Genomic DNA, 22,477 nt, shown 5'->3' with positions numbered 1-22,477 from the left:
TGCTTTTTACTGCTTATTAATGCTTAATACGCCAGAGAGACTGACCGGATTTTTTGTCGATCAAATCTAAACGCGCTTCATGCATTTCTAACTCGCTCTCACTGGCTCGGATAATTTTTAGCGCAGGGCGATTGGCAGAAAAACGACGAATAGCTTCCACTCCACCCTCTTCTTTACTGTCTGAGTCCGCATGATTAGCAAGCCCCAAACTAGTCTGCCCACCCGTCATCAACAAATAGACATCGGCCAATATTTCCGAGTCTAAAAGAGCGCCATGCAATTCTCGGTGAGAGTTATCAATGCCATAACGTTTACATAAAATATCGAGGTTATTCTTCTGTCCTGGGTGTTTCTTACGAGCATAAACTAAGCTATCAAAGACACCACATACCTCAGCTGTTTTCGGATAGCCACCAATACGAGCAAACTCATGGTCCATAAAGCCAATATCAAATGGTGCATTGTGGATGATCAGTTCAGCACCTTTGATAAAATCGAAAAACTCTTGCGCAATTTCATGAAAACGAGGCTTATCAGCAAGAAACTCGTTGCTTATCCCGTGAACCTTAAAGGCTTCTTCTTCCACCTCTCTGTCTGGGTTAATATATACATGAAAATGCCGATTGGTTAACTTACGACCAATCATTTCCACACAACCAATTTCGATAATTCGATGCCCTTGTTTTGGATCGATACCCGTTGTCTCTGTATCCAGCACAACCTGTCTCATGATAGCGCCCTTAACTCCTCAATACCTTTGTTTGCCAATTGATCCGCAATTTCATTCCCTTCAATACCAGCATGACCTTTTACCCATTTCCACGTCACGTCATGATACTGACACAACTCATCTAAAGCCTGCCAAAGATCTTTATTTTTTACTGGTTGTTTGGACGCCGTCATCCACCCCTTTCGTTTCCAGCCAGCCAGCCATTCAGTGATGCCTTTTTGTACATATGAAGAGTCTGTATATAAAGTCACTGCACACTTTTCTTTTAATGCCCGCAGTCCTTCTATTGCTCCCATAAGCTCCATACGATTATTCGTCGTATCCTGCTCACCACCACATAAATGTTTTTCATGCTCACCAAAGGTTAACCAAGCTCCCCAACCACCAATACCAGGGTTTCCCTTACAAGCACCGTCTGTATACATTACAACCTTTTTCACTCTTTCATCTCTTTCACTGTTGGTTTCGTTAAAGGAGGCACTCGGACTCTAGCCCCAGACCAACGAGGTTTTAGCGGAATAAAGCGCTTTACCTGCTTTGTTGCCACCATGACATAAATACCACTAAAAGGCAGCTTAAGCGGCTTAAACATTCTATCAACCCAAGCAAAACGCGATCGCCATTTGCCATTTTGCAGAGGGGGTTGATAATACACAAAACGCTTTGTTTCCAAGGTGAGGCCCGCTACTTTTAGCCAATCCTCCAAGCGTTGATGAGCAATAAAATGACCGCACCATGGCGCTTTCACCTTTTTAGAAAACAAACGACAAAACCCCCAAACACTCCAAGGATTAAAGCCGATAATGATCAACTTGCCACTTGGTAACAGGGTTCTTGCCGCTTCACGTAAATCATCGTGTGGCGTTGCGGAAATATCCAACGTATGGTGAAAAACATGGACATCGATGCCATCCGCCTCAAAAGGCAGTTCACTTGCCCTGGCAACAACCGTATTCGATGGCGCACCAAATTCCAAAATAGGCGCGATTAAAATACTCTCACGTAAACGATGCTCTCGCACAGAGAAGTCTTTGAGAGGAGATTGCGTGACAAGATAATAGCCGACTGCGGAATCGAGTTCAGCTGCGACTTCATCGCGCTCCAACTGCAAGACACTATCGCCTAAATTACTCTTGTACCAATTTTGAAAAAATTGTCTTGATTGATCATCCAACATACAATGAATTCTCTTTTTAAACGGTATGACGCTGTATTTATTTTTTTATAGACACGCCATATAAACAACAACCGCCTCTATAAAGCAGACAACTTATGACTATTTTTCCGCTTCCCGCTTTTCAGGACAATTATATCTGGATCATCCAAGATAAAGATAGTTCAGCCATCTGGGCTGTAGATCCGGGAGATGCCGACGTCGTATTAGATTATTGCCACAAAGAGAACAAAACCTTAACAGGCATTTTAATTACCCACCACCACAAAGATCATACTGGGGGCGTCAGTAGACTAAAACAATATTTTGCTTGCCATGTTTATGGTCCTGCGCATCTTACGGATCTCATTACTACGCCCATGTACGAAGGTGATCAAGTAGCCATTTTCAAACACACCTTTCATGTTATCGCTACCCCAGGGCACACGCTTGATCATTTGTGTTACTTTTGTCCCGAGGGGGCAAACACTTTATTCAGTGGCGATACCTTATTCAGGGGCGGCTGTGGTCGAATAATGGAAGGAACACCAGAGCAGATGTTAGACGCGATGACAAAAATTTTCCATTTACCCGACAACGCACTCATCTACGGCACCCACGAATATACATTAGCAAACTACCGTTTTGCTCTTTCTTTAGAACCCAACAACAAATCACTTTTACGCTCAAACCGAATAAGCCAAGCAAAAAGGGCCAATAATGGTTCCACTTTACCAACAAAACTCAGCGTAGAGAAAAAAACTAACCCCTTTTTACGAACCCACATTAAGTCCTTAAAAGTTAAAGCAGCACAACAACTTAACGAAAAACCAGCCGATAATTCTGTGGCGGCATTCAGTCAAGTTAGACGAGCCAAGGATAGTTTTAGTTGACCTATCGCGATACTCCCTTAAAATGTCCAAACTTTATTCAATTTTGTGACTTACATGATATATAAAATATTCTGGATTTGCCTTGTCAGCCTAACACTGAGCGCCTGCCAAACCGCCTCAAAAATAGATCAAGATAACGCTTCGAATGAGCCTCACAGAGTCTTTAGAAGATGGAGATATTGCCGAAGCAGATACCGAACAATTAGGTTTTATTGACACTGTACCACCAGTCGAATCGACTACAGAAGACAGTGAAGAAGCAACCGATGAGCAATTGGTCACAACGATAAAACCACAAGAACACGCTGACATATGGGAAAGAATTCGCGCCGGATACCAGCTTGATCTTGATATAGATCGCCCTCGCCTATCCTCTCAGCTACGCTGGTTCAGCTCTCATCCTTCATATTTAGATAGAGTATCAAAGCGTGGTGAACGTTACTTGTACTACATCGTTGAAGAATTAGAAAAAGCAGGTATTCCTACAGAAATCGCCCTATTACCCATCGTAGAAAGTGGCTTCGATCCATTCGGATACAGTCATGGACGCGCTTCTGGTCCTTGGCAATTTATCCCATCTACAGGTCAAATGTATGGGTTGGATCAAACATGGTGGTACGACGGTCGACGCGATATTATAGGCTCGACTCAGGCAGCCATTGCCTACCTGACTCGACTGCATAAAATGTTTGATGGTAACTGGCTCCATGCACTGGCGTCTTATAACTCAGGTGAAGGCACTGTTATGAGAGCGATCAGAAAAAACAAAAAAGCGGGGAAACCTACTGATTTCTGGTCCCTAGACCTGCCGCGAGAGACTCGTGCTTATGTCCCCAAGTTAATAGCCCTTGCTAAAATCATCAAAGATCCAGAAAAATACAATTACTCAACGTATTCCATCCCGAACAAACCCTATTTTGATATTGTCAACATTGGCGGTCAAATAGATTTAGCTCAAGCGGCGGAGATGGCGAACGTTAGTATTGATGAGGTTTACTTATTAAACCCTGGCTTTAACCAGTGGGCAACCTCCCCTGATGGCCCCCACCGACTGTTAATGCCTATTTCCAAGGCTAAAAAATTCAGAGCAAAGCTGGCAGAAATCCCCAGCAAAGAGCGAGTAACTTGGGTTCGCTATTCGGTAAAAGCTGGTGACAATTTACTCTTAGTGGCAAAACAACACAACACAACAGTCAACGTCCTGCAAGACGTTAATAAAATGTCTTCCTCTATGATCCGCGTTGGGCAAGAGCTCATGATCCCAGTAGCCGGAAACAACATTGAAAGCTACACATTAAGCTCTCACCAACGCTTACTAGCCAAGCAATCTAAGGCACCAAACCGCAATCGCATTAAAATAAACTACACCGTCAATTCTGGTGATAGCTTATGGTCAATTGCCAATAAATATAAAACAGATACAAAAACGCTTGCCCGTTGGAACAATATGGGGCTTGGCGATCCGCTAATGCCTGGCAAAAAACTGGTACTTTGGCTAGAACCTGATCAATCAAAAAACAGTGACAGTACTCGCAGTGTAATCAAGAAAGTGGTTTACACTATAAGATCGGGTGAGTCATTGGCTGTTGTTGCCAACAAATTTAAGGTGTCCATCAATGACATTCGTGAATGGAACCCCAAAGTCAGCAGCAAAAAGTACGTTCAACCTAAGCGACAAAGTCACTCTTCTTGTAAACGTGGTCGGTGGCTAAACAATCAACAAAAAGGGCTGATTTGATCAGCCCTTTTTTTTATTATACTACTTTTAAAAAAGTCGTATCACTCATATCGACAAAGATAAGCAGTCATCTCGGTCACTTTTAATTGGAAGGTTTGATTCGCTTCTACAATAAAAGTGTCACCTTTCGCAAAGGTTGTCCAATCGTCTTGTCCCGGTAATTTTACCGTTAGTGCACCTGATACAACCGTCATATATTCTCGTTGACTCGTGCCAAACTCATAGTCACCAATTGCCATTACACCAACCGTTGATGTTCCTTCCGCGTTATCCAATGCAATGGATTTTACTTGATCATTAAAATAGCTATTTACTTTTAACGCTGTGCTCATATACAAGTTCTCATTTCCGTTTTAAAAATATGTTTTTTTAGCCACGATTCAAAGTGCACTTATGTGTTTTTATTTCCCACCATCTCTTCAATTATCCATTCTTTGAAAGCCGACATAGCAGAGGTAACTGAACGACGTTTCTCATACACTAAATAAAAAGACCGATTGGTAATCAAATGCTGATTAAACAACACTTTTAGCGTCCCAGCCTCTATTTCTGGCATAATCAATTCTGGGTCTGTCAATGATATACCCAAACCTTGAGCCGCCGCACCAGCGGTTAAAGACCCACTAGAAAACATCAAACCACGACGAAATAACTTAGGATCAAGATCATGTTGTTGTAACCAATCATGCCATTCGTCTTTTCGTTTAGTAACGTGTAAGAGCGGATAAAAACGCATATCCTCTGGTTTAACGATAGGCTGTTCAGGCTTTATCAACCGAGGATTACAAACTGGAGCCAAGCGTGCTGGGCGTAAATAATGCGCCTCAACATCCTCCCAATCGCCACTACCAAAGTACACCGCCATATCTATGTCGTTGGCAGAGAAATCAATTAACCCTGTAGAAGAACTAATTTCGATCTGAATATCAGGATAACGCTCTTGAAATCGTTCCATTCTTGGCATAAGCCAGCGAGTAAGGAAAGCTGGGGCAACCGCTAATCGCAACGATCCAGACTTTTGCTTGCTCTTCAGTTCAGATGTCGCGTTTTCTAACTGCTCAAAAATACTCTTTATGGGTTTTAAATACGATTCACCCGCTTCCGTTAAAATCACTTTACGTTTTGTACGGCGAAAAAGCTCAAGGCCTAGAAAACTTTCCAAACCCTTGATTTGATGACTAATCGCAGAAGGCGTTACAGACAATTCCTTGGCTGCTTTATTGAAACTGCCATGGCGAGCAGCAGATTCAAAACACTTCAATGAATTTAAAGGGGGCAAACGATTAATAAGCTCATCTCCAATAGATAAGAAAGGTAAAGAAAGATTTCTACACTTTATCTAATCAATAGCGTGAAAATGGCTCACCTGTCAATTATTATAGCCCTACACACACAATAATTTTACACAATACGAATCGGATTACTCATCTTCATCACTGGTCACTTCCGACGTGATAAAACGCTTAGGTGGTAATTTAAATGCGTCAAAGCCGTCCTGTTGATTATCATGAAAGCGGGCTTTACTTGCAGGCTTTTTATTTGTTTTTTTAGGCGCTTTAGCCGGAGTTTTAACAGAGTCTTTTTTCAATTCTTTACGGGCAGGTTTAGGTGGCAACAACCCTTTAAACGTTGGCTCAAGCCCTTCAATAGACTCAATAGCAAATGTTTTTTGCAAAAAAGCCTCTATTGCTTTGAAATTCAACCAATCCTTCGGACCAACCAAAGAATAAGCGTCGCCCTTAAAACCAGCACGACCTGTACGTCCCGTTCTGTGAACAAACTCTTCAGCTTGCTTGGGCAAATCAAAGTTGAAAACATGAGACACGCTGGCAATATCCAAACCACGAGAAGCCACATCTGTGCTCACAAGGACATCAAACTGCCCTTTGGCAAAGCTTTCCATGGTTTTATTGCGCGCGCTTTGCGATAAATTGCCATTCAAAGCCTGCGTACTTAACCCCCACCCTGCGATGATCTCAGACAAGCGTACAGTATCGCTTTTCGTTGCCGTAAAAATAATTGCTTGCTTGATCGTTTGGCCCAACAATAGATGCTTAAGTAAAGCTTCTTTATGATCCAAATGATCACACAACAAAACGTGCTGAGAAATATCCGTGTGCTCGTCAAAACCTTGACCAACAGCAACACGCGAAGGCTCCCGTAATAACTCGCCAGCAATAATACTAACTTCCGTATTATCCAATGTCGCTGAGAAGAACAATGTCTGACGTTGACGATGGCTGGCGGCCGCATTAATCGCGCGCATCGCGTCGGCAAAACCCAAATCCAGCATACGATCTGCTTCATCTAAAATGAGCAACTCAAGCCCTTCTAGAAAAACATGACGCTGTTTTAAATGGTCCACCAAACGACCAGGTGTCGCCACAATAAAATGCGGGTCTTTTTGCAAGGATTTGTGCTGATCGTTAAAGTTTTCACCACCTTGAATGAGAATAGACGTAAAGCGGCTGCCTGCTAATAACAACCTTAGCTGACCAAACACTTGCTTAGCCAATTCTCGAGTCGGCACTAAAACCACAACACGAGGGTCGCGTTTTGACAGCGCTTTTTTCTTATAAACTCGATGCAACGCAGGCAAAAGATAGGCGAGCGTTTTTCCAGAACCCGTTTTTGATGACGCCAATAAGTCTCTTCCAGCCATGGCTTCTGGAATAGCGCGAGCTTGTATTTCCGTTGCCTCATCAAATCCTAGATGACCAATAGACTTTAAAATACGATTATCAAAACCAAATTCTTCGAATAACAAACAAATACCCCTTCAAAACTAAACAATACCGCGTAACCAAAACGTCGCGTCTAATGCACGCATTATAACCTAGACAATCTAAAATTCGTTATGCATCTTGCATTAAAAGATAGCTTTTACCCGCACTTATTACACCCACACCTCGGCCCTGTGACGTTTCAACCTCAGTAAGACCTTCAGCGAGACCATAAAACACATTTCGCCCCACTAGAGCCTTCATGCCATAGCGCATAGAAATGTAAGGACGCTCTTCTTCATGGTAAAAACCCATCCAAATATCACAGTCAACTCCGAGCACCAGAACATCCTCAGTCTGAGTTCGAAACTCTATCGCTCGACCGTGCACGGTTTCTATCCATTGCCAACGATTAACGTGAAAAGGCGCATCTTCTACTTTAATTCGTACCTTTTCGACAGGCGTCATTAAGAAATACTCGCCATTTTCGAACCACAATATTCGGCTAAACATTGTCACCATAGCAGAACGCTTAATTTTGCTGCCTTCATGACACCAATCACCATTTGCTTTAATCACCATGTCCATGTCACCACAAAACGGCGGCGTCCAAGTATGCACCGGCGGCAAACCCGAAGAGGTCACTTCAGAAAAACCTTTCAAATCTATATTTGACATGCGCTTTCTCACTTATAATGACGTGCAACCCAGCCAATCCCCAAATTAAGATTAGAGACCTTCACTTCATCAATAATATTATTCAACTTACAGTCAAAGCCTTGAATTCATTTCACTGTTAGAATAACCACAACAAACAAACTTATCGAGCCGCAGAACCACATAGCTGCCTCGTCTATTTAGAGTGTGACATTATGAAATCGGCATTAGCAACAAAATTTCAAGATCCGAGTCGAGGCGTATACTTCATTGGTACAACACCACCTAAGTCTTCTATGGAAGAAGAGCAACTAGAGCAAGTAAGCCATAAATTACTTGAGCGTCTTGATAATATCGATGTGGACGGTTTGATTGTCTATGACATTCAAGATGAAACCAGCCGCATTGACAAGCCGCGCCCTTTTCCTTTCATGGAAACCCACGACCCACGCGCTTGGTCAAAACGCCTTCATCAACAATCTGGCAAACCTGTTATTACTTACAAATCCGTCTCTTCACGTAGTTCTGAAGAGTTTTCTGGCTGGTTAACACAAGCATGGGAAGAATATGGTATTCGTGACCTCGTTTTGGTTGGGTCACCCTCTTCAACGGGCGATATCAAACTACCTTTACCGCAGGCCTATGACACATTAAAAGCATCACCGCATGCTTTTAACTTAGGCGGTGTTACCATTGCAGAACGACATGCAAAAAAAGGCGACGAACACTTACGCCTGTTGAAAAAAACAGAATCTGGATGCGAATTCTTCATCTCACAAGCCGTTTATAACCACCAAGCGACCGCAGATCTAATTAGCCGCTACGCAAGAACCTGCAAAAAAAGAGGCGAAACGCCAAAGCGTATCATTTTAACTTTCACACCCTGCGGCAGCGCCAAAACACTTGAGTTCATGGAGTGGCTGGGGATTTCCGTTCCCGATGCAACTAAGCATCGCATTTTGGACGCTCAAGCACCATTGGAAGAGTCCATTAAAATTTGTCGCAATGCTTTGGAGCAAATTATTGAAACGGCCCTCCCTCTTGGAGTTCCACTCGGCTTAAACATAGAAAGTTTAACCAACCGCAAAGAAGAAATAGACGCTTCAATCAAGCTGTATAAGCTACTTAAAGCGACTTTAGATCTTAAACTGGCTGAGCAAGCGCTAGCTAGATAACCGCTTCTAGCGCAGCAAGCACCTGATCGATAGAAATATGCTGCATGGCCTTAGGGTCATGCACGCGTGTCGACCATGGTAGTTCAGACACGGGCTTTTGATATTCTTTTACGACCAACACCTCATAGACACTTACGACCTTGTCTAAATCTCGATAAGGCCCTGTTCGTTTAGGATTAGAGTGCGCATACAAACCAATCACTGGTGTCCCCACTAACGTCGCCATGTGCGCAGGCCCAGTGTCAGGACTCACCACTAATGACGCACCTTTTAATACAGACATCATCATCGCCAGTGGCGTTTTGCCAACTAGGTTAATCACTTGATCTGGTCGATCGGCAATAATAGTACGAGCAAATGCCGCCTCCTCAGTAGAAGGCCCACCCGTTATAACGGGACAAATACCTTTCAGCAAGAGACAGTCTATGACTGCCTGATATCCTTCTATCGTCCAGTTTCTCTCCGCCTTAGAAGCTGAAGGATTAATCACTACATAACGCTCAGGCAAGTGAAAACCCACATCAGGCAACGCCAGCTCACATGGTAATACAGGCGACGTCACACCCAACACACTAGCGATAGATAAAAAGGAATCTAAAACATGCTCACCTTTCGGCTCAGGTGCATACTCATTGACAAACCAGTGCTGCTTTTCGCGAGAATGAGACAGTGCAAAACCGATACGTCTTTTTGCGGTTATCATGCGGGACACTAGACTTGCTCTGAGAGACCACTGTAAATGCAGTAACACATCAAATGTTTGATCACGCAGTAACGCGCGCAGCGCCAATAATCCAGACAAACCACTTTTCTTGTCATAAACCACCACGCGTACTCCCTCTAGCAAACGCACTAAATTTGCTTCTAGCGGAGACGTTACCCATGTCACCTGCACAGATGGATTGGATTTTATAATGGCTTGCACCACTGCCATGGCATGACACACATCGCCCAGCGCCGACAATCTAACGACAGCCACGTGCTGCACTCGCTTTTCCTGTATTGACTCTTGCTGCATGTGTTCCTCTAGGGCTGCTTAAACGTGGCAAGTATTATAGAATAGTCCTCTTTGAATGTGTCCAAATTTATAGACGCGATAAAGACCATCCTATGTAAAGCGAGCAAAATGCCAGAAGCCATCACAATATCGCCTAGTACGACACTATTAAAAAGCGACCAGACATTACCACTATCAAGCACTTGGTTCGACCCAGAATTCTGGCAGTCACAACACGCTTTGACTGGTACAGGCCATGGCCGAGGCGCTGTCTGGTTTATCAATAGTCAGTTTGGAAAATTTGTCATAAGACGCTACCGTCGAGGTGGACTTATTGCAAAATTTAATAAGAGTCATTTCTTGTTTACAGGTCAAAAACACACACGCCCATGGCTTGAACTGAGCTTATTAGAGCATATGTGCTCAATAGGATTACCGGTTCCTCGACCTATCGGCGGCTTATATGTCCTCAACAAAGGCTTCTACCGAGGGGAGCTATTGACTCAGACTATTGAAAACGCGATCGATCTTTTTGATATTATTAAAGCAGGCAACAGCCATACACTAAACTGGTACGAGATTGGAAAAGTCGTAAAACGCTTCCACAATGAAGGTATTTATCATTCAGACTTAAACTGCCATAACATCATGGTTGATCAGAACGGTAAAGTTTGGCTGATTGATTTTGATAAGTGCGAACTAAGAACTCAGGATACACAATGGAAACAAGCCAACATTGACCGATTAAAACGCTCTTTGGATAAGGAATCTAATCTCCACTCTCATTTCACTGTTTCGGATGCGCAATGGCGCACTTTTTTAGAAGGCTATCATGGCTAAAAAGACATCAACACTGGACAAAAGTATCACTCACTATCTTGGCCCAAAACACTGGTTAAGCTGGTTCGCTATGGGAATTGCCTACATATTGAGTTTTTTACCTTGGCCATTACAACAAAAACTTGGCAAATACCTTGGTCGTACACTGCATGTCATCGCGAAAAGACGTAGACATATTTGCGATGTAAACTTAAAAATCTGCTACCCCGACATGTGCGACGAAGACAGAAAAGCACTCACTAAAGCCCACTTTGAAAGCATGGGAAAAGGCACAATCGAGACGTTTTCCTCTTGGTTTCAAGGCCCCAAAAAATGCCAAAATCGTATTACCTTTGAAGGACAAGAAGTAATAGACAAGGTGTTAGCCAAAGGCCGTGGCTGCATATTAATCAGCGGGCATTTTTCGCCTCTTGATATCTGCGGCAGCCAAATGCCACGCTTTATTGACGTTCACCCAATTTACAAGCTACAAACTAATCCGGTTATGAACTGGGTTATGGAGCGCCAACGCCAAGCCATTTTTTCTAAAACCATAGAACGCACCAACATGCGAGAAGTACTGAAATCACTCAAACAGAACAAAGCCGTTTGGTACGCGGTCGATCAAGATTACGGACGAAGAAACTCTGTCTTCGCCCCATTCTATGGTCGCCAATGTGCCACCATCGCTCATATTGGACGTATCGCCAACATGACCAATGCGCCAGTGGTGCTTTATGATTATGGTAGAACCGAAAAGGGCTATCATCTAAGTTTGACTGAAGTGGAAAACTATCCAAGCCAAGATGATGTTGAAAACGCGACGAGAATCAATGAATTAATGCAGTCCGTTATAGAACCCAAAAAAGAGCAATATTATTGGTCGCATCGACGCTTTAAGACACAACCTGTTGCGGGCGATCCATCGCCTTACGACAAATAAAAAAAGCCACTGGAGAGCATCAAATTTCCAGTGGCTTTTTTAACGGCTAGTTTTTTTAAACCGCCATATTACTTAACATTAAAGACCATCTCGGATCTCGGCCATTAGGCGCAGCGATTTCAATCTCGCTTCCGAGTCATGAATCGGCATAGAAACAATCAGTTCATCCACCTTTGTCAACTCTAGAAAACTTGTCAATTGAAATGCAACGCTTTCTTTAGATCCCACCATGGCATACTGCAACATGTGCTCGACCATGTGCTTTTCACTCGGCGACCAGATCTCATCCATATTATCGACCGGTCTTGCAAAAGGTAAATTGCGGTTACGACGCAAATTGACAAATTGTTGCTGAGCCGACGTAAATAAGTATTTTGCCTCTTCATCCGTCTCCGCCACAACCGCCATAACACCTGCCATGGTGTGAGGCTTGGCAAGCTGTTCAGACGCCTTGAAATTTCGACGATAAACCGTCAACGCTTGAATCAGTTGGTCTGGCGCAAAATGCGACGCAAAAGAATAAGGTAAACCAAACTCTGCCGCCACTTGAGCGCTATACAGACTCGACCCCAACATCCAAAGGGGCACATGGGTATTGTGCCCAGGTACCGCCATTACACCTTGAGTACCCTGACCAAGTAAACGCTGCAACTCTAGAACATCATCTGGGTAGCTGTCCACCGAAGCATCCATATTACGGCGCAGAGCGCGTGCTGTCTGCATGTCCGTCCCTGGCGCTCGACCTAGGCCTAAGTCAACTCGCCCCGGATAAAGCTCAGCCAGAGTACCAAACTGCTCTGCGATCACTAAAGGCGAATGATTCGGCAACATAACACCACCAGAACCAATGCGAATAGTGGATGTCGCAGCGCCTATGTAAGACAATACAACCGACGTTGCCGAACTGGCTACGCCAGCCATACCATGATGCTCCGCCAACCAAAAGCGCGCATAACCGTTCTCCTCTGCTGCAATTGCCATTCTGCGGCTCATCGCCAATGAGTCGGCAACGGAACAACCAGCAGCAACTGGCGCCAAATCAAGAATTGAAAAAGGAATCATAATACTTACCCAATCATAAGGTGATAAAGAATATACCTTTTATTTGGGTCCTTTTAGAGAGAGGACAAGCCAACAATCATGCAGAAAATGCAGAAGCGTCGCCCTGTTTGAATTTTCATCTACAGACGACGCACTACTTTTTCAAAAAAACACTATGCTATTTATTTTCTAGGCGATTGTAATCCAATATGCCACTCTCTCTTGGACGATCAAGTCTGTTTAAGTTACTGATTGCATCGCTCACAAACCAGAAATTTGGATGGGTCCGGCGTATACCAAAACTATCAAGAAGAGCGGCATAATCTGCCTGTGTTTTAAGATTAGCGACTTGATCTGCCCAAGCAACCAATTCACTTTCTTCCACTTGCATTAATACATTTGGATAATCGCCTAATACGCCTTTCGCAATGGTCACACCATCCTCTTCTGGCAAGCGAGCCGCTTCTTCATCCAATAAGCTCGATATATTAGCGTGAGCTTTATTATGGATCAGACTAATCACTTCCAAAGGCACGCCTTGCTGAGTCACTAATACTGTCGCTACATTAGGCAAATACACCAAACCGCCACCACGTACAGACTGAAGCTTATACAAGGCTTCAATTTGATTCGCAGACAACTTACTCTGCTCTAAGTCATGACTATGATCCAATACAGCAGCCAGCTTATGCCTAAGCTTTTCATACAGTTCAGACTGATGATCGTCTGTGCTGTATTCGATTTGAGACTGGCTATCCACTTTTATGTAATCACTAAATATATAATTTTTGATGGTTTGATCAGCGTCTCGATACCAATACTGTCGAATCGATTCTCGATCTTCCTTAGGCAATAAAAGTAGGAAGTTCATTTCTCCTTCCATGCGCAAAAAGTCCATATACAAACGTGTGACCAATTGATGACCCACATTACCGTACACATCAAAGCCCGCCACTAACAGATAATGAATGCGCTCTAATAAAGGGTAATCAATCACCCACGACGTTTTAGGATGCTGACCAACCATCCCCTTTACAACAGAGGCATTATCAAAGTGACGAAAAACCGTTAATGCCGCATTTTTATTATTTCCGTCACCGTCCCAGATAACGCTTAAGTCCAAAGGAATGGTCTTACCTACTTCCGATTCAATCAATGCGGCTTTGGCTGATAAATATGACTTTTGCTGCTCAGAAAACGTCACCCAAGAAGTGGGTGATAGTGTGTTACTTGATCCAATAGCAGGCAGATCTAAATTTTGCACTTGATCTTCTAAATAATCTGCTGAGCCTTTGTTATACGCAATTTCTGGATCGAGAAAATACACCCAAAATTGCTCATTAATCACATTCACCGCAACTTGCCCACGACACACTGGACCCTTAATAAATGACATGATGGTTTTCTGAGAGTGATCCAACAAAAAGCGATAACGCCCATAAGCCGGAATTTCACGGAAGGCTTTGAAGGGATTTGTCGCCACTTCCGGCGCATATCCTGGGTCTCTCGTTACCTCGTAATCATTGCCATAAAAATAGGACTGCCAGCGAGCATACCTCGCGTCGTCGAGCTGCATAGGAATATGATTTTTTTGAACCTTTACTTCTGGATCAGCCCAAAGTCGGTAATACACACGATCAACACCCGGTGGATCATAAGGACGACGCGTAGCAATTCGATCAATTGGCTCTCCGGGAGGCGTCTTAGAGCGCACTAACTGAAAGCGAAAATCTTCACTACCATCATCACCTAAGTAAAGACTATATAAGTAAAGATGTTCATATATGTAACGAGAAACCAATCGGCCTTTAAGATCATTGCCGTTTAATCGTGATTCCCATAACGCCACCTGTTGTTGTAGCTTAACAGGCAAAGGCTTGGCTTCTGGCATCTTGCCACCTTTCGCCAACCACCGAGTTAACACATCATATTCATTGTCACTTAACGCGGGAAGACCATAAGGCATCCCCCAATTAGGGTAATCTCTTTCAAACTGCTGATACTCCTCGATACTGACGCATTGCTGATCACGAGCGAGCGAGAAATCATAGCTATCAGGCAAAATCGGCTGAGTAAAATCGCCCTGTTTTTTGCGCAGTGCAACAGCACGATATAACAAGCTACCTTGCAAATTTGCGGAAGGCGATTGCTCACGTTCGTTTAAAACCGGATGAAAACCTTTTGTCCGCCATTCATCGGTACTTTTAGCATCAATGAACAAACGCGTCGGAGAGGATGCCAATAAGCGAGTGCCATCATAAACTAGCTCTTTTGAGCCGCCTCGCTCAATCCCGCCTGTAGCGGTCAATTTCAACTGACATGGTGCATCGTAACAGGCATGACAAGAGACACAACGACTGTCTAAAATAGGCTTAACTTGTTCATTATAAAAGGCCGCTTCCTCGTCATTGATATCGCCAGTTCGGTTCGCTGTATCTTGCGAGCCAAACACAGAATCAAACTGATGAGTAGCGTACGCCGCACAGCCAGAAACAAGCACCAATGTCAGAAAAAGGGTTATCCACCGAGACATAAAAAAGCTTCCTATTTTTTTATTTCGTTTTATTCGTAAAACACATCATCTAAAAACCGCCAAGATCGTCCAATAAAACAACATAAATACGATAATATAAATAAAAAAACGCCCGTTAAGGCGTTTTTATGTTGAATAAGAAAAAGAGTCTCTCACTAATCTTCGTCTACAATACCGTCATCAGGGTATTCATCCGAGCGTTCATAGGCGTCATCGCCCATTGCCTCGTTTGCTAGTAACAACGCATCCTCGTAGGCGCCACCAAACTCAATACGCGTGATATCGTACAAATCGTACTCAAAAGTATCATCAAACCAGCGCGCGTCAGAGCCAATTTCTTCTAACTCATAGGTCACCGCATCGGCACGAACAACGCGTCCGATTTCGCAACTGTCAGGCTCAACCTCTTCACGATGCAGCGTTACAAGTCCAAATTCTTCACTGATATCAATCAACAATACCGCCAAGTCATCCAGATCCACTTCAGGATCCGTTACTTCCTCGCCACGAAGTTCTAGGACTTTCTTCTGAAAGTCATTAAACGGCGCTGGGTGAGCAAAGTCGCTAATATCCTCTAAAAAGAGAATTTGATAACCATTAAGACGAACACTGTCATCCACCAATTGGAGCAAAACCATTTCTTCGTTGGCATCCACAACAAAACCGTCAGTCCAGCTATCTGGTCCATCCAATTCTTCACGAAAAATGCGAACAACATTGTTTCGAGTGCGGGCTTTTTCCAATTCGATGAGCATATCGGCTCCCTAAAAACGTAAAAAATAAACAAGCACTAGTGTAAACCCAGCCAGCGCAAGGAACAACTACCCTAACACGTTAAGGTTATTGCAGTACTTCGTGCCAATTTTCAATCAAATCAATTAAATCGTCTAAGCCACATTCTGCTTGTATACCGTCGGTCGAGGTCTGATAGAAGCTTTCTTGGCTATCAAACATCGCTTTTATCTCTTCTTCCGCCGAATCTAAATCGATTTGCCTAGAAACAGAAACCCCTTCTTCACTTAGCACAACATCAAAAGGACCATGTTTAAATTCCGTCACTTCTTTTGCCGTTTCCGCCAAACGTGCCGCCATTAATACCCGCTGAATACTTTCTAAATCGCGCACGTATTCGGAAACCCATTCACCAATAGCGGCAAACTCGTATCCGGTGTAAATGCGATAAACATTTTCGTCCTGATCAAAGGCAATTTCATAATCCATGACCGTGAACCTCACTGCTTGTCATCTGTGTTCTCATCTTGCTGAATAGTGTGAACTTGTTCTGTTGATTCTACTTGATCTGTCGCTTGAGCATGACGATAAGCACGATTATTCGCTTGCTGGCGTTGTGGTACAGCGGCAGCCAATCTTGCTTGCCTTTCGGCTTCTTTTTTCGCCTTGGCCTCCTCGACCAAACGCTCTTCGTGAGCAATCATTTCTGGCGTTTCCATGACATAAGGCCCTATAGCCCCCGTTCTCACATCATTCAAGAAGACTTCTGCCGCTTTGTGCATGTCAACGTTACCACCTGCGCGCAACGCTCCCCGTTTCGAGCCAATCACTTTCAACACCTCGTAAGGATCTGGTGAAAGATCTTTTAACTTGTAACGCGCCACAAGAGAGTCTAAATAGTCTGCAATAAAAAACTTCAAACCCACCAAGGCAACATCTTCATAATCAATAGCAGTGGCACGAACGGCACCCGTAACAGCCAAGCGATAACTGGCATCCGGGTTTTCAATTTTCGGCCACAAAATACCAGGGTATCTAATATCTGGAAGCCATTCGTGACTTTCAATTTTTGCTGTGACTTCGTCACGGCGGGTTCATCCCCCACTTTCGCTACTCGACGTCCTAATAACGCATTCATTAAACTGGATTTACCCACGTTAGGAATGCCAGCAATCATGGCCCGAATAGGCTTCTCTGCACTTCCTCTGTGAGGCACCATCTGTCCCACCCATTGACTTATTTTGGCAATGTCGGCTTTATCAAGAGTAGAAAACGGATGCGCCAAGATGGACTCATTACCACGCCAGTGCTCTAACCATAAGTCTAGACGAGATTTATCTGCCAAGTCTTTTTTATTCAACAAACGCAGCACAGGGACATCCCCACGCAACGTATTAAGCATAGGGTTTTGACTTGAATCAGGAATGCGGGCATCCAACACTTCAATCACGATATCTACTTGCGTCATGACCTCTTCGATCTCTCGACGCGCTTTATTCATGTGCCCTGGATACCACTGAACGCTCAACCTAACACTCCTATTCTAACCAAGTCTTTTTCGGTGGCGAATTCTACCATAAGTTCTTCTCAATATAGAGGAAATACTGCTAGAGGGTCTTTAATTTAAGTAACCAGCTCTAATCTGATCCAAATCAAAGCAACGTATGGCGTAAACGCTCTATACTCATTTGCGCCATGTAAACGAAAGCAAAGAATCTGCACTGAGCTTATAGCGTTTATATGGTTGTTCTCTCGATCGGATCACGGCGATTTACATCGTTAAAGGATCCGTTGAACCGAGGCTGTGTGTGGCCTCGGTTTTTTTTATTTCTTCTCGCACATACGCCAGTAAATCTGGATATAAATGTAAAAATGGCCCCTCTGCTTGAGCAATCACACTCGGCAGCTCCTCGACAAAGCCTTGTAAATGAGCACCATGTTGCCAACGATGCATGATTGAGCGAATCGCTTTTTCAACCCCGTCTAACGTCCCCAAGTTAGACAACCAGTTTTCACGCTCTAATGAATAGATCATGCTTTTTAAGCGTGCAGGGCTTCTCTCTTTATCCTGCACCAAGCCTGATACCGCTTGCTCACAAAACACGGACAAAGGTTGCGAGCTAAAATCTGACCAATAATGAATTAACCAGTAATCCATGACTATATCTTGAACAATCCCTGCAAATCGGCGACGCCCTTTGCGTGCCATAGACCGAAACAACACGCTAGCTTCGTGCTGATCAACCATAACATCAACTTTTTGATGCATACGCCAACCCACCAGCAAATCTGCATCTAAGTTGGCTGGCTCAACTGGAAAATCCCCCAATAAATTGCCAACCCAAGAAGTATTTGTAATAAAGGCAATGTGTAGATGTGCAAAATAATTCATATTTACCTACCCAGCTGGCGAAATACTTTAAATAAAACACAATTCCATCTTAATATGACAAAACAAGATACTCTTGCTGTCTTTTTACTTATTTTTTTGCAAAAATGCTGGGTCGTCTACATGGTCAGGATTATCGTCATGCTTTCTAAATCGTGTTCACGCCATTCGATAAAGCACACCATCATCGCGTGTAAGCCACATCTAATAAAGAGACAGAGATAATGAAAATAAAGGTTATTCTAGCCTGCTGCTTGGCTCTCACTTTATGGAATCAAGCGGCAGCAACAACCCTGAGAATGGCATTCGACGCTGACCCTGTTTCATTGGATCCACACGAACAGCTGTCAGAAAGCACATTACAATTTTCTCACCTAGTTTTCGACCCTCTTATACGATGGAAACAAAATGGCCAATTTGATCCCCGTTTGGCTACAAAGTGGCAGCGTCTTGATGCTCAGACCATGCGCTTTTATTTACGCCAAGATGTTACCTTCAGCAATGGCAATCCGTTTTCCGCAAAAGATGTGGTGTATACCATCCAGCGTCTAAAAAGGTCTCCAGATTTTCGCGCGATGTTCGACACAATTGATGCTGTCTCTATGGTTGACAATTACACCATCGACGTTCATACGACCTATACCAATCCTCTGTTACTCAACATAATGACCTATGTTTTTCCACTCGATGAGGCATTTTACCAAGGTCACGACGAAATCATTAAATACGGCGAAACCTTTGCTTCTAGCCATGTCTCCGGAACTGGTCCGTTCATACTCACGAACCGTGAACTGGGCAGCCGCATGGAACTTAAACGCAACCCCAATTACTGGGATAAAGATACCGTTGGCAACGTCGATCAGATTATCCTAACACCCATTCACGCGGACTCGACTCGACTGGCGGCGCTACTCTCTGGCGATGTGGATTTTATTTTCCCTGTTTCCCCGATAGACATAGAACGAACAAAAAAAATACACGGAATACAACTAGTTACTCTACCCAGCACGCGTATTTTATTGCTACATATGAATCAAAAACGTCGTGTCGAATTTCAGGATGTCAGGGTAAGAAGGGCCATTAACTTAGCCATCAACAAACCGCTCATTGTGGAGAAAATATTAAAAGGCTATGCCACACCCGCAAGCCAATTAAGTCCTGATCGTTTTTTAGGCCACATTAATGGCCTAGAACCCGAATACAATGTATCAAAGGCTCTAGATTTGATGAAACAGGCCGGCTACGAAAAAGGCTTTCGCATTAGTATGATGGCACCAAACAACCGTTATATGAACGATGAAAAAGTCGCTCAAGCTATTACCGCCATGTTGGCCCGAATCAATATCACGGTTGATTTAAAAACCTTACCTAAAGCGCAATATTTTAAAGAGTTTGATAACCGCAGTGCCGATATGATGATGCTGGGTTGGCAGTCAGACACCATGGACTCGAACAACTTATTTGAATTTATTATCGCCTGCGCGGATGCCAAAACGGGCTTAGGTGCTTATAATGCCAGCGAATATTGCCAACCTAGTATTGATAACGATATTCGTCAAGCCAATAGAGAAATGAACCCAGAAAGACGTTTACGCCTTTTGCAACAGATAGAAAGAACACTTTACAATGATGCAGCCGTTGTCCCTCTCTACTGGCAATCGCTGATTTGGGCAGCAAAGGACAATGTCAAAATACAAGACATAGTCAATGATCAAAACTACCCGCATCTAGGAGATTTATTCATTGAAAAACAGTAAAAATCCCAAGTGTGTTGCGGGCACATTTGTTCAAAAGGCAATGACTAAAATAACTCTAGCAAAGGCCAAAAGGAATAAAATTATTCCATGAGAACTTTGCACGATGTCACGAGCGAAGCCAAGACGAGGCAAAAACAGACGAAAAAGCGGACACCTACATGGATGCAGGTGTTAGAGCGACGCAGAGAGCCAAAGCCGAGTCTATGGGGTATAAATGAGCATTTTGAGTCTGTTTTTAACAAAGTATTGGAGAGCGCAGTAGTCGTGAAAGGTCTCATTCCATGTTGATATTCTTACTCCGCCGCTTAATGCAGGCTTGTTTTGTTATGATCATTATCAGCATCATCAGCTTTGCCATACAAGACAAACTAGGTGATCCAGTGCAACAAATGGTTGGTATGACAGTATCACCAGAAGAGCGTAATCAACTTCGCAACGAATTAGGCTTAAACGATGGTTTTTTCAGTCAATATTGGCGCTTTGCAAAGGGCGTACTGCACGGCGACTTAGGCACATCTTATTATTATAAAGAGCCAGCTTTAGATGTGATTCTTAACAAATTACCCGCCACATTAGAGCTGGCATTTTGCGCCATTTTAATCATTGTCCTTGTGGCAACACCTTGCGGGGTGTTAGCAGCGATTAAGCCTAAACACATACTCTCCCGCCTATTAATGATCGTCAGCTCGATTGGCCTCTCTGTGCCTATCTTTATTGTCGCCATTCTTATGGTCTATATCTTTTCGATTGAATTGAATATGGCCCCCAGTTTTGGTAGAGGACAGACGACCGAGATTTTTGGCTTATGGGAAAGCGGACTATTTACTAAAGACGGCTTAAAACACCTGCTCCTTCCTAGTTTCTCCCTAGCCATTGCCTTGATGCCAATTTTTGTTCGCTTAATACGAGCTGAAATGATGGAGGTTTTACAGTCAGAATACATTCGCTTTGCTTGGTCAAAAGGGCTATCTGCACCACGCATTTATTTTAAACACGCCCTAAAGAACACCATGCTGCCTGTTATAACCGTTGGCGGTATTCAAGCAGGGACTTTGGTGGCTTATACCATATTGACAGAAACTATTTTCCAGTGGCCCGGCATGGGTTTTTTGTTTATGGATGCGGTTAACCGAGTAGACACACCGCTTGTCTCTGCGTATTTAATCGTCGTTGGAGGCATATTTGTTATCACTAATACCTTAGTGGACTTAATTTACGGATTGGTCAATCCCACCGTACGCTTAGCGAGTCACGGATTATGAAGTACTCGAAAAAAGACCTTATTCATCCTATCCCAAGCAGCCGCTGGCACCATGTTTGGTCTGGCTTTGTCGGTGACAAACTGGCTATCCTAGCCTTGATTGTTTTTCTTTTTTACTGCCTTGTTGCCCTGTTAGCACCATTGGTAGCGCCATTTGATATAGCAGATCCGGCCTTTATGGATCTCATGAACGCCGAGATCGCGCCGAGCTGGATCAGTGGTGACGAACGGTTTTTATTCGGCACAGATGCTCAAGGGCGTGATTTATTGTCAGTCATCCTGTACGGCACGCGACTTTCCTTAACAATAGGTATTTGTGCCGTATTAATACAAGCGACATTAGGCATCTGTATCGGCCTCATCGCAGGATATTTGGGTGGACGCATCGATAACTTTTTAATGCGTTGTGCGGACATCCAACTGTCTTTCTCAAACATGATGGTGGCCATTGTTTTTCTTGCTATTTTTCAATCTTTATTTGGCATTGCGTTATATCAACAACTGGCGATGGTTATTCTGATTTTAGTAATTGGTTTGACTGAGTGGCCACTTTTCGCACGTACGATTCGTGCTTCGGTATTGGCCGAAAAGCAGAAAGAATACGTCGATGCAGCTCGTGTCATGGGCATCAGCTCTAAACGCATCATGTTTCGCCATATCCTACCTAACACCTTGTCCCCAATTTTGGTCATTTTTACCGTGCAAATCGCCAATGCCATTGTCGCTGAAGCCGCCTTGTCTTTTTTAGGCTTAGGCATGCCAGCCACTGAACCCTCTCTTGGCTCCTTGATATCCGCAGGATTTGCTTACATGTTTGCTGGATCTTGGTGGATCTGTGTGATACCAAGCCTCACCCTAATACTCTTGATTCTCGTCATGAATCTTCTTGGTGATTGGCTACGCGACCACCTTAACCCTAGGACCTACAAAGACTAA

23 protein-coding genes are annotated in these 22,477 nt (G+C 43.7%); 8 read left to right on the top strand and 15 right to left on the bottom strand.

The window, feature by feature from the left end:
- Nucleotides 1-16: 16 nt before the first annotated feature.
- Genes dnaQ through ONZ52_RS13645 form a run of 3 tightly spaced genes read right to left on the bottom strand, consistent with a single transcriptional unit; the run spans nt 17 to nt 1,907 of the window.
- Nucleotides 17-730 carry a DNA polymerase III subunit epsilon gene (gene dnaQ / locus ONZ52_RS13655; protein ID WP_265219220.1) on the bottom strand — a complete coding sequence of 238 codons (714 nt, stop codon included), beginning with the start codon at nt 728-730 and terminating at the stop codon, nt 17-19.
- On the bottom strand, nt 727-1,170 hold the full coding sequence (gene rnhA, locus ONZ52_RS13650; RefSeq protein ID WP_265219219.1) for a ribonuclease HI: 444 nt from the start codon (nt 1,168-1,170) through the stop codon (nt 727-729). The genes dnaQ and rnhA overlap by 4 nt, the downstream gene beginning before the upstream one ends.
- Nucleotides 1,167-1,907 carry a class I SAM-dependent methyltransferase gene (locus ONZ52_RS13645; protein ID WP_265219218.1) on the bottom strand — a complete coding sequence of 247 codons (741 nt, stop codon included), beginning with the start codon at nt 1,905-1,907 and terminating at the stop codon, nt 1,167-1,169. The genes rnhA and ONZ52_RS13645 overlap by 4 nt, the downstream gene beginning before the upstream one ends.
- Nucleotides 1,908-2,002: 95 nt before the next feature.
- Here ONZ52_RS13645 and gloB point away from each other — a divergent pair, with 95 nt between their 5' ends.
- Nucleotides 2,003-2,776 carry a hydroxyacylglutathione hydrolase gene (gene gloB / locus ONZ52_RS13640; RefSeq protein ID WP_265219217.1) on the top strand — a complete coding sequence of 258 codons (774 nt, stop codon included), beginning with the start codon at nt 2,003-2,005 and terminating at the stop codon, nt 2,774-2,776.
- Between the two features lie 145 nt (nt 2,777-2,921).
- Nucleotides 2,922-4,514 carry a lytic transglycosylase gene (locus ONZ52_RS13635; RefSeq protein WP_265219215.1) on the top strand — a complete coding sequence of 531 codons (1,593 nt, stop codon included), beginning with the start codon at nt 2,922-2,924 and terminating at the stop codon, nt 4,512-4,514.
- Between the two features lie 41 nt (nt 4,515-4,555).
- Here the strand turns inward: ONZ52_RS13635 and ppnP are convergent, their stop codons facing one another.
- From ppnP to ONZ52_RS13615, 4 genes are all read right to left on the bottom strand, one after another.
- Complete coding sequence (gene ppnP, locus ONZ52_RS13630; protein ID WP_265219213.1) at nt 4,556-4,846, bottom strand: pyrimidine/purine nucleoside phosphorylase; 291 nt, start codon at nt 4,844-4,846, stop codon at nt 4,556-4,558.
- A 59-nt stretch (nt 4,847-4,905) separates the two neighbouring features.
- Nucleotides 4,906-5,793, bottom strand: a complete 888-nt coding sequence (gene gcvA / locus ONZ52_RS13625) for a transcriptional regulator GcvA (RefSeq protein WP_321160320.1) — start codon at nt 5,791-5,793, stop codon at nt 4,906-4,908.
- Nucleotides 5,794-5,934: 141 nt separating this feature from the next.
- On the bottom strand, nt 5,935-7,281 hold the full coding sequence (locus ONZ52_RS13620) for a DEAD/DEAH box helicase (RefSeq protein ID WP_265219211.1): 1,347 nt from the start codon (nt 7,279-7,281) through the stop codon (nt 5,935-5,937).
- 88 nt (nt 7,282-7,369) lie between these two features.
- Nucleotides 7,370-7,915 (bottom strand): DUF1285 domain-containing protein, encoded by a 546-nt coding sequence (locus tag ONZ52_RS13615; protein WP_265219210.1) that lies wholly within the window; start codon nt 7,913-7,915, stop codon nt 7,370-7,372.
- Nucleotides 7,916-8,109: 194 nt separating this feature from the next.
- On the opposite strand from ONZ52_RS13615, the gene ONZ52_RS13610 reads away from it, so the two are divergent.
- Entirely contained in the window at nt 8,110-9,069 is a 960-nt protein-coding gene (locus tag ONZ52_RS13610; RefSeq protein WP_265219208.1) for a hypothetical protein, read from the top strand.
- On the opposite strand, the gene ONZ52_RS13605 is transcribed toward ONZ52_RS13610, so the two are convergent.
- Entirely contained in the window at nt 9,062-10,087 is a 1,026-nt protein-coding gene (locus ONZ52_RS13605) for a glycosyltransferase family 9 protein (protein WP_265219206.1), read from the bottom strand. The genes ONZ52_RS13610 and ONZ52_RS13605 overlap by 8 nt on opposite strands.
- A 108-nt stretch (nt 10,088-10,195) precedes the next feature.
- On the opposite strand from ONZ52_RS13605, the gene ONZ52_RS13600 reads away from it, so the two are divergent.
- Together ONZ52_RS13600 and ONZ52_RS13595 are read left to right on the top strand one after the other, a co-directional pair.
- Nucleotides 10,196-10,906, top strand: a complete 711-nt coding sequence (locus ONZ52_RS13600; RefSeq protein ID WP_265219203.1) for a 3-deoxy-D-manno-octulosonic acid kinase — start codon at nt 10,196-10,198, stop codon at nt 10,904-10,906.
- Complete coding sequence (locus ONZ52_RS13595) at nt 10,899-11,828, top strand: lysophospholipid acyltransferase family protein (protein ID WP_265219201.1); 930 nt, start codon at nt 10,899-10,901, stop codon at nt 11,826-11,828. Before ONZ52_RS13600 ends, ONZ52_RS13595 begins: the two co-directional genes overlap by 8 nt.
- Before the next feature lie 78 nt (nt 11,829-11,906).
- On the opposite strand, the gene ONZ52_RS13590 is transcribed toward ONZ52_RS13595, so the two are convergent.
- The 7 genes from ONZ52_RS13590 to ONZ52_RS13560 all read right to left on the bottom strand — a co-directional run bounded on the left by ONZ52_RS13590 (nt 11,907) and on the right by ONZ52_RS13560 (nt 18,526).
- Nucleotides 11,907-12,890, bottom strand: coding sequence for an LLM class flavin-dependent oxidoreductase (locus ONZ52_RS13590; protein ID WP_265219200.1), 984 nt, complete (start codon nt 12,888-12,890; stop codon nt 11,907-11,909).
- Between the two features lie 157 nt (nt 12,891-13,047).
- Nucleotides 13,048-15,402: a fatty acid cis/trans isomerase gene (locus tag ONZ52_RS13585; RefSeq protein WP_265219199.1), complete on the bottom strand. Its 2,355-nt coding sequence runs from the start codon at nt 15,400-15,402 to the stop codon at nt 13,048-13,050.
- Between the two features lie 155 nt (nt 15,403-15,557).
- Nucleotides 15,558-16,157 carry a hypothetical protein gene (locus ONZ52_RS13580; protein ID WP_265219198.1) on the bottom strand — a complete coding sequence of 200 codons (600 nt, stop codon included), beginning with the start codon at nt 16,155-16,157 and terminating at the stop codon, nt 15,558-15,560.
- Nucleotides 16,158-16,242: 85 nt separating this feature from the next.
- Entirely contained in the window at nt 16,243-16,623 is a 381-nt protein-coding gene (locus ONZ52_RS13575; protein WP_111636645.1) for a YacL family protein, read from the bottom strand.
- A gap of 11 nt (nt 16,624-16,634) precedes the next feature.
- Nucleotides 16,635-17,054: a hypothetical protein gene (locus ONZ52_RS13570; RefSeq protein WP_265219196.1), complete on the bottom strand. Its 420-nt coding sequence runs from the start codon at nt 17,052-17,054 to the stop codon at nt 16,635-16,637.
- Nucleotides 17,051-17,662 (bottom strand): YlqF/YawG family GTPase, encoded by a 612-nt coding sequence (locus ONZ52_RS13565; protein ID WP_265219195.1) that lies wholly within the window; start codon nt 17,660-17,662, stop codon nt 17,051-17,053. The genes ONZ52_RS13570 and ONZ52_RS13565 overlap by 4 nt, the downstream gene beginning before the upstream one ends.
- Before the next feature lie 243 nt (nt 17,663-17,905).
- On the bottom strand, nt 17,906-18,526 hold the full coding sequence (locus tag ONZ52_RS13560; protein WP_265219194.1) for an acyl carrier protein phosphodiesterase: 621 nt from the start codon (nt 18,524-18,526) through the stop codon (nt 17,906-17,908).
- 221 nt (nt 18,527-18,747) lie between these two features.
- On the opposite strand from ONZ52_RS13560, the gene ONZ52_RS13555 reads away from it, so the two are divergent.
- From ONZ52_RS13555 to ONZ52_RS13545, 3 genes are all read left to right on the top strand, one after another.
- Nucleotides 18,748-20,280, top strand: a complete 1,533-nt coding sequence (locus ONZ52_RS13555; RefSeq protein ID WP_265219193.1) for an ABC transporter substrate-binding protein — start codon at nt 18,748-18,750, stop codon at nt 20,278-20,280.
- Between the two features lie 281 nt (nt 20,281-20,561).
- Nucleotides 20,562-21,542 carry an ABC transporter permease gene (locus tag ONZ52_RS13550; protein WP_265219192.1) on the top strand — a complete coding sequence of 327 codons (981 nt, stop codon included), beginning with the start codon at nt 20,562-20,564 and terminating at the stop codon, nt 21,540-21,542.
- Nucleotides 21,539-22,477 (top strand): ABC transporter permease, encoded by a 939-nt coding sequence (locus ONZ52_RS13545; protein ID WP_265219191.1) that lies wholly within the window; start codon nt 21,539-21,541, stop codon nt 22,475-22,477. Before ONZ52_RS13550 ends, ONZ52_RS13545 begins: the two co-directional genes overlap by 4 nt.

The sequence above is a fragment of the Marinomonas rhodophyticola genome, from assembly GCF_026113935.1.
GTDB lineage: Bacteria > Pseudomonadota > Gammaproteobacteria > Pseudomonadales > Marinomonadaceae > Marinomonas > Marinomonas rhodophyticola.
This window is presented reverse-complemented; position numbering and strand designations above follow the sequence as displayed.